This window comes from Pseudomonas fluorescens (assembly GCF_002022275.1).
In the GTDB taxonomy this organism is placed as follows: Bacteria; Pseudomonadota; Gammaproteobacteria; order Pseudomonadales; family Pseudomonadaceae; genus Aquipseudomonas; species Aquipseudomonas fluorescens_AJ.
Window position 1 is genome coordinate 59,173 of sequence record NZ_MSDF01000054.1, and the last position, 15,255, is coordinate 74,427.

12 protein-coding genes are annotated in these 15,255 nt (G+C 60.7%); 2 read left to right on the forward strand and 10 right to left on the reverse strand.

What is annotated here, in order from left to right:
* Positions 1-32: 32 nt before the first annotated feature.
* From BFW87_RS27605 to BFW87_RS27650, 10 genes are all read right to left on the reverse strand, one after another.
* Positions 33-1,331, reverse strand: a complete 1,299-nt coding sequence (locus BFW87_RS27605; RefSeq protein WP_078742880.1) for an acetyl-CoA C-acetyltransferase — start codon at positions 1,329-1,331, stop codon at positions 33-35.
* Positions 1,328-2,218, reverse strand: coding sequence for a MaoC family dehydratase (locus BFW87_RS27610; protein ID WP_078742881.1), 891 nt, complete (start codon positions 2,216-2,218; stop codon positions 1,328-1,330). The genes BFW87_RS27605 and BFW87_RS27610 overlap by 4 nt, the downstream gene beginning before the upstream one ends.
* Positions 2,219-2,221: 3 nt before the next feature.
* Positions 2,222-3,565 (reverse strand): 3-oxoacyl-ACP reductase, encoded by a 1,344-nt coding sequence (locus tag BFW87_RS27615; protein ID WP_078742882.1) that lies wholly within the window; start codon positions 3,563-3,565, stop codon positions 2,222-2,224.
* 118 nt (positions 3,566-3,683) lie between these two features.
* Positions 3,684-6,209 (reverse strand): acyl-CoA dehydrogenase, encoded by a 2,526-nt coding sequence (locus BFW87_RS27620; RefSeq protein WP_078742883.1) that lies wholly within the window; start codon positions 6,207-6,209, stop codon positions 3,684-3,686.
* 282 nt (positions 6,210-6,491) lie between these two features.
* The gene (locus BFW87_RS27625; protein WP_078742884.1) at positions 6,492-7,946 is read right to left on the reverse strand and encodes an outer membrane protein transport protein; all 1,455 of its coding nucleotides are present in this window, start codon (positions 7,944-7,946) and stop codon (positions 6,492-6,494) included.
* A 117-nt stretch (positions 7,947-8,063) separates the two neighbouring features.
* Positions 8,064-8,558 (reverse strand): hypothetical protein, encoded by a 495-nt coding sequence (locus tag BFW87_RS31805; protein ID WP_139372514.1) that lies wholly within the window; start codon positions 8,556-8,558, stop codon positions 8,064-8,066.
* A gap of 124 nt (positions 8,559-8,682) precedes the next feature.
* On the reverse strand, positions 8,683-9,168 hold the full coding sequence (praB, locus tag BFW87_RS27635; protein WP_078742886.1) for an alkane oxidation protein activator PraB: 486 nt from the start codon (positions 9,166-9,168) through the stop codon (positions 8,683-8,685).
* A gap of 133 nt (positions 9,169-9,301) precedes the next feature.
* Entirely contained in the window at positions 9,302-9,796 is a 495-nt protein-coding gene (gene praA, locus BFW87_RS27640; protein WP_078742887.1) for an alkane oxidation protein activator PraA, read from the reverse strand.
* A gap of 133 nt (positions 9,797-9,929) precedes the next feature.
* Positions 9,930-11,210, reverse strand: coding sequence for an alkane 1-monooxygenase (locus BFW87_RS27645; protein WP_078742888.1), 1,281 nt, complete (start codon positions 11,208-11,210; stop codon positions 9,930-9,932).
* A 318-nt stretch (positions 11,211-11,528) separates the two neighbouring features.
* Positions 11,529-12,527, reverse strand: a complete 999-nt coding sequence (locus BFW87_RS27650) for an alpha/beta fold hydrolase (RefSeq protein ID WP_078742889.1) — start codon at positions 12,525-12,527, stop codon at positions 11,529-11,531.
* A gap of 293 nt (positions 12,528-12,820) precedes the next feature.
* On the opposite strand from BFW87_RS27650, the gene BFW87_RS27655 reads away from it, so the two are divergent.
* Both BFW87_RS27655 and BFW87_RS27660 read left to right on the forward strand, forming a co-directional pair.
* A complete protein-coding gene (locus tag BFW87_RS27655; protein ID WP_078742890.1) occupies positions 12,821-14,359 on the forward strand; it encodes a flavin-containing monooxygenase in 1,539 nt (512 codons plus the stop codon).
* Complete coding sequence (locus BFW87_RS27660) at positions 14,356-15,246, forward strand: SDR family NAD(P)-dependent oxidoreductase (RefSeq protein ID WP_078742891.1); 891 nt, start codon at positions 14,356-14,358, stop codon at positions 15,244-15,246. Before BFW87_RS27655 ends, BFW87_RS27660 begins: the two co-directional genes overlap by 4 nt.
* Positions 15,247-15,255 lie beyond the last annotated feature (9 nt).

Here is a 15,255-nt window from a genome sequence, read left to right on the forward strand (position 1 = left end):
CAGTCTCCTTGTTGTTATTTTTTTTGGTCAGGCTATTTTTCGACGATAGCGGTAATGCCCAGCCCGCCCGCCGCACAGATCGAAATCAGGCCGCGCCCGCCGCCATTGGCGTGGATGATTTTGGCCAGCGCTGCGAGTTGCCGCCCGCCGGTAGCGGCGAAGGGGTGGCCGCAGCCGAGGGAGCCGCCGTTGACGTTCATTTTGGCGCGGTCGATGGGCCCCAACGGCGCGTCCAGGCCGAGACGGTCTCGGCAATAATCGGCGTCTTCCCAGGCCTTGAGCGTGCACAGCACTTGGGCGGCGAAGGCTTCGTGGATTTCAAAGAAGTCAAAATCGGCAAAGCTCAGGCCCTCACGCTTGAGCATGCGCGGCACGGCGTAGGCCGGCGCCATCAGCAGGCCTTCGGTGCCGTCGACAAAGTTAACCGCCGCCGTTTCGCCGGTACGCAGGTAGGCCAGCACCGGCCAACCGTGTTCGGCAGCCCATTCTTCACTGGCCAGCAGCACCACCGAGGCGCCGTCGGTCAAAGGGGTGGAGTTGCCCGCCGTGAGCGTGCCGTTTTGCCGGTCGTAAGCAGGCGACAGGCCCGCGAGCTTTTCCAGGCTGGCATCGCTGCGCAGGTTATTGTCGCGGGCCAGGCCGCGATGGGGGCTGATCAGGTCATCAAAGAACCCGCGTGTGTACGCCGCGTCCAGGCGCTGGTGGCTGGTGAGGGTCAGCTCGTCCTGGGCCAGCCGCTTGATCTGCCAGCGCTTGGCCATTTCTTCGCAATGCTCGCCCATGGACAACCCCGTGCGGGGCTCGCCGTTGCGCGGCAGCAACGGCTTGAAAAACATCGACGGGCGCACCTTCAACAAGGCCTTGAGTTTATCGCCCATGCCCTTGGCGCGATTGGCCGCGAGCAGGCTGTGGCGCAGGGCTTCATTGATGCCGATGGGCGCGTCGGAGGTGGTGTCGGCTCCGCCGGCAATGCCCACTTCGATCTGGCCGAGGGCGATTTTATTGGCCACCAGCAGCGCGGCTTCAAGGCCGGTGCCGCACGCCTGCTGTACGTCGTAAGCCGGTGTATCCGGGGACAAGGTGGTCGAGAGCAGTGACTCGCGCGCCAGGTTGAAATCCCGTGAATGCTTGATCACCGCACCCGCGGCAAACTCGCCCAGGCGCTGACCGTGCAGGTTGAAACGGCCGATCAGGCCCTGCAAGGCGGCCACCAGCAAATCCTGATTACTGTCGTGGGCGTACACCGTGTTGGAGCGGGCAAAGGGTATGCGGTTGCCGCCGATAATCGCCACGCGGCGGGTCGGGGCCGGGTTGAAGCTGTAGTCACTCATCGACAGGTCTCATTCCAGACAAACAGGCCGCGCATGTGCGGTTTATCACCGGCGACAGTGCGCACTTCGAATTCACGGCGCGGGCCGTTCGTGGGGTGGTTCCACAGGGTGACTTGGCCGGGGAGGAAAATTGGCAGTTTGAAATCGCAATGCGCTTCGGCCACCGCCAGCCCACCCGGCGATTGCCAGGCGGCCAGCGCACGGCCCAGGGTCCACATGCCATGGGCGATGGCGCGGCGAAAGCCAAATAGTTTTGCGCCGATCACTGAGGTGTGAATCGGGTTGAAGTCCCCCGATACCCTGGCAAACCGTCGGCCCAGGTCGGCTGGCAACACCCAGCGCTGAGTGCGCAACAGGCCTTCTTCTTGCAAGGGCAGCGTGTCATTCCACGCCTCTCCGGTCGGATTTTTTACGTCACGGCGCAGGTAAAGGCTGTCGCTTTCCCACGCCAGCGCGCCTGCGCTGTAGGCCCGAGTCGCAATACTCAGCGCCTGGCCCTTGGGATGCGCCACCCAACGCTCGCAAAACACTTCCAGACGCAGGGCCTGGCCCTCCTCCAGTCGCTGATGCTGACGAATGCGATTGGCCAGGTGCACCATGCCGCTGGCCGGGTACGGAAACGTCGGCCGGGTTAGCAGCATCAGGTGCAAGGGGAACGCCAGTACGTGCGGGTAGGACAACGGCACGCGCTGCTCGCGCCGAAACCCGCAGGCACGGCCATACGCCGCGATCCCGCTGGCCGACAGCTCCACGGCCGAGCGCACCAGGCGTTCCACCGGTAGCGAAGGCGCTGCGTCGAGCTTGGGTTTGCGTAAGCCGCGCACGCCGTCCAGCAGCAGCTGTGTGCGCGACGGTGGCGGGTCGATGATCTGCGTCACGTAGTCCATGGCTCAGGCTCCCAGCAGGCTTTGGCCGCACACGCGTACGACTTGGCCATTGACCCCGCCGGACGCAGGGTGCGCCAGCCAGGCGATGGTCTCGGCCACGTCGATCGGTTGGCCGCCCTGGGACAAGGAGTTCATGCGCCGCCCCGCTTCGCGAATCATCAGCGGAATTTTCGCGGTCATCTGGGTTTCGATAAACCCGGGCGCCACCGCGTTGACCGTGACCTGCTGCGCCGCTGCACGTGGCGCCAAGCCCTGCACCAGGCCGATCACACCGGCCTTGGACGTCGCGTAGTTGCTTTGCCCCAGGTTGCCGGCGATGCCGGAGATCGACGAGACGCACACAATGCGCCCACCGGGGTTCAGCCCTTGGCCTTCCAGCAATTCGCTGCTCAGGTGCAGCGGTGCTTGCAGATTCACGGCCAACACGCTGCGCCAGGCTGCTTCGGTCATCTTGGCGATGGTCTTGTCGCGGGTAATCCCGGCGTTGTGCACCACCACGTCGAAGGCGCCGTACTGGCTGACGTGTGTCAACAACAACGCGGCCGCGTCGGCGGCGGTGATGTCCAGCGGCAATGCCGACCCGCCGACGCTTGTTGCGGCTTGTTGCAATGCGTCGTGGGCTTGGGGCACGTCCACGCACACTACGTGGGCGCCGTCACGCGCCAACACCTGCGCAATTGCCAGGCCGATGCCACGGGACGCGCCGGTGACCAGCGCGCGGCGTCCGGCGAAGGGGGTTTCCCAGTTGATGGCGGTGTTGCCGTCCACCGGTTTTTCCAGGCGCACCACTTGCCCGGACACATAGGCCGAACGGCGCGACAGGAAAAAACGCAGGCTGCTGTCCAGCGCATCTTCGGCACCCGGCGCCACGTAAATCAATTGCACCGTAATGGCTCGGCGCAGTTCTTTGGCCAGCGAGCGCACCAGACCTTCAAGGGCGCGTTGCGCGATGGCTTGGGGCAAGTCCTTGCAATGCTCGGGGGCGGTGCCGAGGACCACCACGCGGCTGTGCTGGCCGAGGCGTTTGGCGTTGGCGTGGAAGAACACATACAGCTCGTCGAGCTGTTGCAGGTCGACCACGTCACTGGCGTCGAACACTGCGCCCTGCACCTTGACCGTGGACGGCGCCTTGAGGGTCGCCGGGGTGGCGGCGACCGTGTTAGTGGCGCTGAAAATCCGCTGCACCTGCGCGGCCAGGCGCCCTGCCCCGGCGAGGATCACCGGGTTGACCAGGCCTTGTTGGCCGCTGCGATGGCGTTGTAGCGGCAAGGGTTGCGGCAGGCCGATGGCCTGGGCCAAGCGGCGGCCCCAGGGGGAATTGACGAACGAGAGGTAGCTGTCACTCATAGACACAATCCTGCTGTGTAAACCCGATCAACTGTGGGAGCTGGCTTGCCTGCGATAGCGGTGTGTCAGGTAAACCGCTATCGCAGGCAAGCCAGCTCCCACATTGACTGTGTTTTACCTAGTTGACCGAGGCGTTTTCGCTTTGCGGGGTGCGACGTTTGGCGGTCGGTTCCAACGCTTGTTTGCGCTGCTGCAAAGCCTCCAGCAAACCAAAGTCCTGCGGGAAGTCATCGACCTGGATGCCATGGTCGGCGTATTCCACATAACGCCCGAGCACGCTGTCTTCGTCGTCGCTGATCAGGTCCAGCGCCCGCGCCTTGACGCGCCAGCCGGTAAAGGCCGTGGCGGAAATCGGCATTGGCTCGATCAGGCCTCCCTTGATCGCGGGCTTGAGCCGCGCCTCGATCAGCTCGACTTGCGGCAACAAACGGAAACCCAATTCGCCGTACGCCAGCTTGTCGATTTCGGCGCGCGGTATGTAGGAATTGGCCAACAAACGGTCACGTGTCTCGCCCGGGGTCTGCACCACTTCCGCTACCTGTGCCAACAGGCGATCCGAGGGTTTGCGCGAAGGGATACCGAACGGAAAACTCAAGCCACGCACCACCGCTGCGGCCGCTTTGGAGGGGTAGTTGTCGAGCACTTCAATCAAGGCTTCATAAGCCCGCAGCAAGGCGTCCTGGGCCGACCAGTGCACCAGGGGCAGGTCCGCCTGGGGCCGCCCGTCATCTTCAAAGCGCTTGAGCACGCAGGACAGGATGTACAGCTGCGACAGCATATCGCCCAGGCGCCCGGTGATACTTTCCTTGCGCTTGAGGGCACCGCCCAACACGCCCATGGACACGTCCGAGAGCAATGCCAGCACCACCGACAGCCGATTGGCCTGACGGTAGTAGGACGCCAGCGCCGGGTCGGTCTTGGCCGGTGCGGAAATCAGCCGCCCACCCGTCAGCGAATGCACCGCCGCGCGTACGGTGTTGGCCAGCACGAAACTCACGTGGCCGAACAGCGCACTGTCGAATGCTTCCAATGCCTTGCGCCGGTCAGGGTTGCGCGCCGCTTCCATCTCGCGGAACACATAGGGATGGCAGCGAATCAGGCCCTGGCCAAAGATGATCAGGCAGCGGGTCATGATGTTGGCGCCTTCCACCGTGATGGCGATGGGGCTTTGCTGATAAGCGCGGGCGAGGAAGTTGTTCGGGCCCATGCAGATGCCCTTGCCGGCGACGATGTCCATGCCGTCGTTGACGATAATCCGCGCGCGTTCGGTGACGTGGTACTTGGCAATGGCCGAGATCACGGACGGTTTTTCACCCGCGTCCAGGGACGCCACCGAGACCTTGCGCACTGCGTCGCAGGCATACAGATGCCCGGCCATGCGCGCCAGTGGCGCCTGCACGCCCTCGAACTTGCCGATCGGCAGGCCGAACTGTTTACGCATCGCCGCATACGCCGTCGTGCCGCGCACCGCCACCTTGCCCAGGCCGACGTTGGCCGAAGGCAGCGAAATCGCCCGCCCGGCGGCCAGGCATTCCATCAGCATGCGCCAGCCGTTGCCGACTTGTTCGCGGCCGCCAATCACCCATTCCAGTGGTATGAACACATCCTTGCCGGTGGTAGGACCGTTCTGAAACACAGCGTTCAACGGCCAGTGACGGCGGCCGCTGTTGACGCCGGGGTGCGAGGTCGGGATCAACGCGCAGGTGATCCCCAACGAACCGGGTGCACCCAGCAACCCCTCCGGGTCTTCTGCGCGAAACGCCAGGCCGAGCACCGTGGCAATCGGGCCCAGGGTGATGTAGCGCTTGTCCCACGTCACCTTGAAACCCAGCACTTCCTCGCCTTCATGCAGGCCTTTGCAGACGATGCCCAAGTCCGGAATCGCCCCGGCATCGGAGCCGGCGTAGGGGCTGGTCAGGGCAAAACACGGAATGTCTTCACCGCGCGCCAGCCGTGGCAGGTAGTAATTGCGCTGGGCATCGGTGCCGTAATGCAGCAGCAATTCCGCCGGGCCGAGGGAGTTGGGCACCATCACCGAAATCGCCGCCGCCGAGCAGCGCGTGGACAGCTTCATCACCACTTGCGAGTGCGCATAGTGAGAGAAGCCTTTGCCGCCGTATTGTTTGGGAATGATCATGCCGAGGAACCCGGCATCCTTGGTGTACTGCCAGCCTTCGGGGGACATGTCCTGCCAGATCTGGGTGGTTTCCCAGTCGTTGGCGATGTCGCACAGGGTTTCGACTTCGTTGTCGAGGAAGGCCTGCTCTTCGGCGCTGAGGCTCGCCGGTGCGGCTTGCAGCAGGCGTTGCCAGTCGGGTTTGCCGCTGAACAGTTCGGCGTCCCACCACACGGTGCCGGACTCGATGGCGGCGCGCTCGGTGTCGGACATTGCCGGCATGATGGTGCGAAACAGGGCCAATGCCTTGCTGCTCAATAGCGTGCGGCGCAAGGGTTTGATCGTCAGCAGCAGCGCGGGCAACACCACCAGTATCGCCGCGACGGTGGCGCCCAACCCGGCGACCACGTTAAACAGGTAGCCCACCGCAAGCCAGATCACGCCAGCGCCCAACCAAAGGGCCGCGACGGCTTGCCGATACGCCAGGGCAATCGCTGCTGCGAAACCCGCCAATAACCAGATAACCATGGGGATACCTCTACTCAATTCAGGGTACGGCCGACGCCTGGGCAAGCCGGAATGACTTGGAGCGTAAAACCACACTACAAACTTGAAAGCGTAAATTCAAATTTTGTTTTGAAATTTATATTTAATGCTTTGGCGAAAAAATCAACGGCTGAACACGTCAGCCTTTTGGATAAATGAGGAAGAAACTGCAAGGGCGCGCGTGGGCGAACCGTCGCCGGGGGCATCGGATAAAGAGCGTCAAGATGCACTTGCCGCCCTTATCCACGATGCTGCGTGAGTTACTTAGAACGCATAGGTTGCCGACACCGCAACGACGTCGCCCGAAGATTCGGCCTTGCCGTCCAGGCTCGCGCCACCCAACCGGTCGACGTTCTTGGTCTTGAGATTGACCTCCTGCACGAACTGATGGGAATACGCCAGGTCCAGCGTCAGGCCTGGAATGGCTTTAACGTCGTAACCCGCCCCCAGCGACAAGAAATAACGGTCACCGTCCGGTATCCGCGGGTCGCGAGTGGAGTTACGGGTTGGCGTCTGGTCGGAAGCAACACCGGCACGCAAAGTCAGTTCATCGGTGGCTTTAAAATCACCACCAATGGAGTACATCCAGGAATCCCGGTAGTTGTAGGGAATGGAAACGATAAGGTTGCCGTCAGACTTGAGCGTCAGGTCCTTGAAAGATGACCATTGAGTCCACACCGCACTCACGCCCAGGGTAAAGCGGTCATTGAACTGGTGTACCCAATCCAGGCCCGCAGTGGCCGGAATGTCCAGTTGAGTACTCGCGTTCGCGCCGTCCGGCATCAATTTAAGACCCGGGTAGGCCACTTCGGGAATGGTGCCGGTCCCGCCAAACGGGCTCGGTGCGGTCATCAACTGATAAGAGAATGCATCGGCGCGAATGTTGTACTTGCCCGTCATCTTGTTTTTGATTTTGGCGTGATAATTCAGGCCGAGGCTGTCTTGCTCAGTGGGTTTCCAGACTACCCCCGTGAACCAACCCACCGAAGTATTATCGACTTTGACTCGCATCAGCGCCGAACCCAGGCCTGCCGGGAACGGAATACCGCCCAATTCAGACTTGGAGTTGGCAGCGGACGCAAGCAAATCAATATTCTGGCTGACGAAGCCTTTACTGTGCTGAACAATCACCCCGGCCCCCAGGGAAAGATCATCACGCACCTTGAACGACAAGGACCCGGTCAACCCCACGGTCTCAATCTTGGTGTCCACTGCAAAGTCACGCAGCTTGGAGTTTTCATCCCAGGTTGTACGCATGCCTTGCGGTACCACTTGGGCCAGACCGAACGCAAAACGGTCACCCAGCGGCATCACCATGAACCCTGTTGGAAGCCAGGCCGTGAACCCACCCTGGCCACCGTCATTGTTGTTAACTTTGGCCAAGTCAGGGTCGAAAGTACCATCCGGGTTGAACGGTGTATTGGATACCGGATTACCCATGTAGTCATTAGCCTGGCCTTTATATTTGATCTTGATGCGCGCGTAATCCACGGTCATCTGAGCAACATTGTGGTCAACAAAGGCCATTGCAGCGGGGTTGTTGTATGCGGAACTCGGATCATTCTTGAACAAGGAGCCGCCGCCGAAGGCTCGCCCCCAGCCGGGTGCGCCATAGGTCGGTGTGGAAAAACCACCGGCCTGCACGGGCGCAGCCGCCATCAGCCCACCCATCAATGCCAAACCCAGTAAAGCCTGCACCTGTTGTTTTTTATTATTCATGAGGCACTCCTTATTGTTATCACACCGAGCCGGCCCCAGCCGCCTCGTCTTTCTGTTCGTTCGATAGGGGACGCATTTCAGGTTCTACCCAACCCAAGCCCTCAAGCACTGATGTTCTCAAGGGTTAATCGTGAGGCCAGGTGAAGGTTTGAAATTGAAGGTTGTCACCCTGCAGGTCGCATTAACCGTGTGGGGACTTGAAAGATTGAACGTGCTGTCAGCAGCACTCCACTGTGTGGTCAACACACTTGGGGTCAGGCAGCTGTCATAAGCGAACTTTTCGGTAAACCCGGAGAGCGTCGCGGTCGTTGAATTCGTTGGCACCAGTGTCCACGGCAAGTTCAGCGGGCCGGAAACACCGCACAGCGCATTGCCCATGAATGTGGCACTGGTGATGGTTGCGCTTGAGCCGTCCGGCGCGACATGGCCACTGAGGGTCATCGTGCAGGGAATCGGGGTCCAGGCGAGCAGCTTCACGGCTGTGGCGATTGAGCCTGAAGCGGTAAAAGCAGCACCTGCCGGGGCAAATGTCACAGCGTTCGCCATGCACGACGCAGCGCCCAGGATGGCCAACATCGAACCCCGGAGGGCTGTTTTCTTAACACTTTGCATTGTCATGTTCCCCAGACAATAAGTAGCGTGTCCGACCGGCTCCGCCGGTGGTGTTTCCTCAACGGGTGCCTCATGCGAGGCACCCGTCTTTCAACAGGTGATCAGCCCTTAAGGAGTCACGCGCTTATGGGTTAACTGTCAGCGTTGGGGCCACAACACTCAGGGAAACCACGGTGCAGTTGCCGCTCAGCGACTGATTGGCAGCCGACAAGGTCTTGGTGCCTGCCGCCCATGCCACGGCGATCGGGGTAGGACCGCAGTTGGTGGATGGGAGCGAGGTGATCTTGTAGCCGACGTTGGTCACGGTGCCCGCAGTAGCGCTGGAAGCCGTCAGCACCCAAGGCAGGTTGGTCAACGTAGGCAATGCGCACAGACCGCCACCGGTCAGCGAAGCGCCGTTGATAGAAGCCACGCCACCGCTAACGTTGCCGGTAAAGGTGATGCCGCAGGTCACGGCTGCACCGAAGGACGAAGGCGACTTCACGACGATGGTGCCGGGGTTGGTCGAGAACGGACCGTCTGGAGAGACGGAGGCAGCACTGGCCATCGAAGCGGCGCCAAAGCACAGAGCAAAAGAAGTTGCACAAACGAGGGTTTTCAAGCTTTTCATTGTTTTTCCTCACATGTAATGGCGAGTCTTTCGCCAGGGGTAATGGCCATGAACGAGAGGTCACGGTGAAACTGCAGAACTTCCCTTTCCAGCCAAATTTCAATACCTATACCGCTACAACATTCGGATTTCTTTATTCAACCACTTTGAAGTTTGGCGGCATCTTGATTGACACCGTCTTTATCTTGCAGTCTTCGCCGATGGGCACATTGACGGCTTCCAACTTGCCGGTGGCGTTATCCCACGTCCCGTCGGCGGTTGACGGGCCGCACTTGCCACCCAGGCCAAACGCGTGAACATCAACGCTGATCTTCGACATGGAACCGCTTTTTGTATCTTTGGCAACCAGTACCCACGGCAAGTTGATGGCTTCTACCCGGCTGCACTTGAGGCCGCCGTCGAATTCAACTTTGTCGACATTCACCGATGAACCATCGGGCGCTACGTTGCCGGCCACCTTGATGGTGCAGTCGGCGCTGATCAATGCACCCTTGGAAAAGCTGATCGGACCTTGGGCCGTGAACGCACTGCCCGCCGGCTCAATACGGGCGGCTTGGGCCTGTTGGTAAACAATCAGCCCGAGGGCAGCCAACAGGATATGCGCGGTGAACGTGGCAGGGCTTTGCATGGTGTACGTCCTTCCCTTGAAGTTATTGTTGTAGGGTCAAACAACTTTCTTGCAATAAAACCGTTAAATCATGGGCGATAACACCCTGCGCGGCAGATAAGCCACGAGAACGCTTACTTATATTTAATTCATGTCAAAACGGTTTGGCACTGTTGCTGTACTTCTCCAGATACTTCAAACGTTGTGACGGCTGAAGATTGGTCAGGCTGATATCACCGGCATAGTGATTGAGCACTCGATGATCCATCCGACGGCGCCATAAGTACGGTACATAAGCCCAAACAATCATGCTCGCATAACCATAAGGCAGTTGCGGTGACTCATCAAAGTGGCGCAACGATTGATAACTGCGGGTGGGGTTGGCGTGGTGATCGGAGTGACGTTGAAGTTGGAACAAAAAGATGTTGGTCACAATTCGATTGCTGTTCCACGAGTGCCGAGGCGAGCAACGCTCATAACGGCCATTGGGCAACTTTTGACGTTTAAGCCCGTAGTGTTCGACATAGTTCACCACTTCCAGCAGCGAGAACCCGTAGATACCCTGAATGATCAGGAACGGAATCACCGCCGCCCCCAGCCACACGATCATCGCGCCCCACAGCACCAGGCTGTACGTCCAGGCGCTGAGCACCGCGTTTTTCCAATGCAGAGCCGGCAAGCCGAGTTTGCGCAGGCGTTCGCGCTCCAGGTTCCAGGCCGACACCGCGCTGAACCACACCGAGCGCGGCAGGAATGCCCAGAAACTTTCACCCAGGCGCGAGCTCGCCGGGTCTTCCGGGGTGGCCACGCGTACGTGATGGCCGCGGTTGTGTTCGGTGTAGAAGTGCCCGTAGAACGTCGGCGCCAGGGTGACCTTGGCCAAGAACACTTCCAGCGGCTTGGGTTTGTGCCCCAGTTCGTGGGCGGTGTTGATCGCAATGCCGGTCGCGGCACCGGTGGACATCGCCATGCCCAGGTAGGTGAACCCGCTGATGCTGCCGTGCAGCTCGGTGCGGGCGGTGATGAAAGCGGCCGCCTTCGCCAGGCCGCTTGACGGGTCGAGGGTTGCCGTGGCGTTAAGCAGGCCGCCGCCGATGATCCAGTCGATGCCGCCGGCGGCAAGCCAGCCGGTGACGATCACGGAGGAGATGACAAACACCACGCCGGTGTAGACGATCCAGCGGTAGTAGCTTTGGGATTCAAGATTGCTGACGGCGGATTCGGGCGGGTTGCTGACGTCTTCGCCGAGCAGGCCGTCGATCAACGGGATCAAGCCGAAGATCACCAGTACGCCGACCCACCACAGTTGCTGCACACCCGTGGTGATCGCCAATGCGCCAGAGAGGAGCGGAGTGGCGAGGGGCATGATGCCGAGCCACCAGAGGTGACGCTTGCCGTCGGTCCAGACGTTCGCGGTTGCCAGGGTCTGACTCATGGCATCCTCCGCACACAGCGGGTTGGCAGGCAAACAAGGGAAGCGGTAAACAGGTTCAGGGAGCACTGACTGCCCCGAGAATTCAACCATGCGATAAAAGACGTTTTTTTCATTATTTTATTCGCTCTTAGGCACTGCAAAAATTGTTTCAAATTAGACATTGAAATAATTTTTTTAAATAAATAGCGCGGAATCGTTAGGTCGTCAACTAGTTTCTTGGTGGCTTTTTTACGTGACCGGGCAGTCTCTTTTTCAGCCGTTTGGTCAGGTGTCTAAAGCAGGCATTGACGCCGTTGAACCGCGAGTCGGGTCGCATAATTATTTACTTGCATGGGCAAAGGACGGGTGCAGCACCGTGGCGCTTTGCGTTGGCCGGACACGCTTGGCAACCTGCTCCACCACCGCGGCCACGCGCTCTGTCGCGGTGATCGGCAACATATGCCCGCGCCCCTCCACCACCTGCAGCTTCAGCCCCGGCACCTTGCTGGCCAGGGCCTGGCCATGTCTCTGGAAGTCGAGCACCTTGTCTTGGGCGCCGTAAATCAACCCGATCGGCAAGGTCAGTTGCGGGTAACGCTTGACCATGTCCGGCAGGTGATCGTTGACCGTGTTGATCTCGGTGGAGGCGGCGTAGAAGTTGTCAGGACGCATACCGAGCAAGCCGCCGCCGCGCGTGGCGAAGTCTGCAGGCGCGGCATCCGGGGCGAACACGCCCTTCACTACCGAGCCCTTGGTGAGCAGCCCGACGGGCAGGGTCAAGGTGTGTGATATCCAGCGCCGCAACCATGCCGGGCGCACCGCCAGTGACAGGAACACCAGCGGCAGCAGGCGTTGGGGATGGGTCAACGGCGCCACCAGGATCAAACCGGATACCGCATGCGGATGGTCAAGCGCCAGTGACAGCGCAATCGCCCCGCCGAGGGAATGCCCCAGCACCAGCGGTCTATCCAGGTCGAGCGTCTTGATAAAGCTGGCCACCTGACGAGCCTGGGCCGGCAGGTCGGCGGCTGTCCCGGAATGCCGGGTCGAATAGCCCGAGCCCGGACGGTCGAGGGTGATGACCCGAAAGCGCTCACGCAATTGGCCGGACAAGGCATACGTCAGGTTGCGACTGCTGCCCATCAGCCCATGAATCATGACCAGCGGCGGGCCTTTGCCCTCATCGACATAATGAAAGCGCTCGCCGTCCACCTCGACAAAGCGCCCGTTGATCGGAACGGTGGTTTCAATACGCCGTGTCATCAAGGCACTGAAGGCCCACAACACGACGCTCGCACCCACCACCACACCTGCAGCGACTACCCACTCGACAGCCATAGCTCGGTCCTCTGCTTCCCTGCTGCTGGCGACCCGACCGGAATTGGTAGAGGCCTCAGCCATCGTCCACACCCTGGACCTTAACGTCCTGCACACCGTGCTCGTCCGTCGGACAAGTCGCGTATGCGGAACAAGGCCCTAGCGTAGGCGATTTTTTCAGGTAGATTATTTAAAATCTTTTTTAAAATAAATAATTCATTTTTCCATTGCAATGGTGTTCTATCTAAAAGACACAACAAAAAAACAGGAGCACATCCGATGCCCGCGAAACGCTTACCCATGAGGCTCTGCCTATGACTGCCCCCAGCGATTCAATCGACATCGCCATCATCGGTTCAGGTTTTGCCGGCCTGTGTATGGCGATCAAACTCAAGGAAGCCGGGCTTACCGACTTCTTTATTGCCGAGCAGGCCGACACCCTCGGCGGCACCTGGCGCGACAACCACTACCCGGGTTGCGCGTGTGACGTGCAGTCCCATGTGTACTCGTTTTCGTTCGCGCCCAACCCGGACTGGACACGGCAATTCGCGCCGCAGGCGGAGATCCGCGCGTACCTCGAGACGTGCGCCGAGCGTTTTGAATTGGCGCCTTACCTGCGTTTCGGCATGGGCCTTGAGCGCGCGGTGTTTGATGAACAGCAGCAACGTTGGCAGTTAAGTTTCAGCGATGGCCGCCAAGTCAGCGCGCGGGTGCTGGTGTCGGGCATGGGCGGGTTGTCGCGCCCGGCGCTGCCGGATATTCCGGGGCTCGACAGCTTCAAGGGCAAGCGCTTCCACTCCCAGCAGTGGGACCACGCCTATTCGCTGAAGGGCAAACGCGTGGCGGTGATCGGCACCGGCGCCAGCGCCATTCAATTCGTGCCGCAGATTGCACCGCAAGTGGCGCACCTGGACCTGTTCCAGCGCACACCGCCGTGGATCATGCCCAAGCCGGACCGCGCGATTTCAGCGGTCGAACGCTGGTTCTTCAAACACCTGCCCTTCACCCAGCGCCTGGTGCGCGGCGCCTTTTACTGGGCGCTGGAAGGTCGCGTGATCGGCTTCGCGTTGCACCCGCGCCTGATGAAAATGGTGCAAAGCATTGCCACACGTCACCTGCACAAACAGGTGGCCCGTCCTACTCTGCGCAAGGCGCTCACGCCGGACTACACCATTGGCTGCAAACGCATACTGATCTCCAACGACTATTACCCGGCGCTGTCACGCAGCAATGTCGAGGTGGTGACCGACAAGGTCCTGCGCATCGAAGCCGATGGCGTGATCACCGCTGACGGCATCAAGCACCCGGCCGACTGCCTGATCTTCGGCACCGGCTTTCAGGCCACTGACCCCATGCCTCGCGATTGCATCATCGGCCGTGACGGGGTCGACCTGATGGACGCCTGGCGCGACGGCGCGCATGCCTATAAAGGCACCACGGTGCCGGGCTATCCGAACCTGTTCCTGATCGTCGGGCCGAACACCGGCCTGGGGCATAACTCGATGATTCTGATGATCGAGGCGCAGGTCACCTACATCCTTGATGCACTGAAGCAAATGCAGCAACGGCGCATCGCCAGCGTCGACGTCAAACCCGCAGTGGAACAGGCCTACAACACGCAATTGCAGGACCAGCTCAAGCGCACCATCTGGAACACCGGCGGCTGCCAAAGCTGGTACCTCGACCCGCGCACCGGCAAGAACACCACGCTGTGGCCGGGTTCCACCTGGGGTTTCAAGCGGGTGACCCGGCACTTTGCACTCAAGGACTATGTGGCCAGCCCGCTTGCGCTCAACCCCGCGCCCCGCCCGGTGGCGACGCCTCACTCCACCGCTGAAGGGAGCTTGTCATGAAGTCATTCAACGGCCGCGTGGCGGCGATTACCGGTGCGGCGTCCGGCATGGGCCGCGCCCTGGCCCTGGCGTTGGCGCGAGAAGGCTGCCACCTGGCCCTCGCAGACAAGAACAGCCAAGGGCTGGAGCACACTCGAGCGCTGATCAAGACCTCGACACTGTCGCCAGTCATGATCACCACCCAGGTGCTGGATGTGTCCGACCGCCAGGCCATGGAGGACTGGGCCGCGCGCTGTGTGGTGGATCACGGCGAGGTCAACCTGGTGTTCAACAATGCCGGGGTGGCGCTGTCGAGCACCGTCGAAGGTGTGGACTATGCCGACCTTGAATGGATAGTCGGCATCAACTTCTGGGGCGTGGTGCACGGCACCAAGGCGTTCCTGCCCCATTTGAAAGCCAGCGGCGACGGCCACATCATCAATACCTCCAGCGTATTTGGGCTGTTTGCCCAACCCGGCATGAGCGGCTACAACGCCACCAAATTCGCCGTGCGCGGCTTCACCGAATCCCTGCGCCAGGAACTCGACCTGCAACGCTGCGGCGTGTCCGCCACCTGCGTGCACCCCGGTGGCATTCGCACCGATATCTGCCGCAGCAGCCGCATCGACGCGAACATGACCGGCTTTTTGATCCAGAGCGAGCAACAGGCCCGCGCCGATTTTGAAAAGCTGTTTATCACCGATGCCGACACCGCCGCCAAAGTGATCCTGCAAGGCGTGCGCAAGAATAAACGCCGCGTATTGATCGGCCGCGATGCCTATTTTCTCGACGTGCTCGCGCGCGTTTTGCCGGCGGCCTATCAGGCGTTGGTGGTATTTGCCAGCAAACGTATGGCGCCCAAACACCGCACGCCGGTGTTTGAAACCAACGACGAACCCCGTCTCTGAACAGGAGTA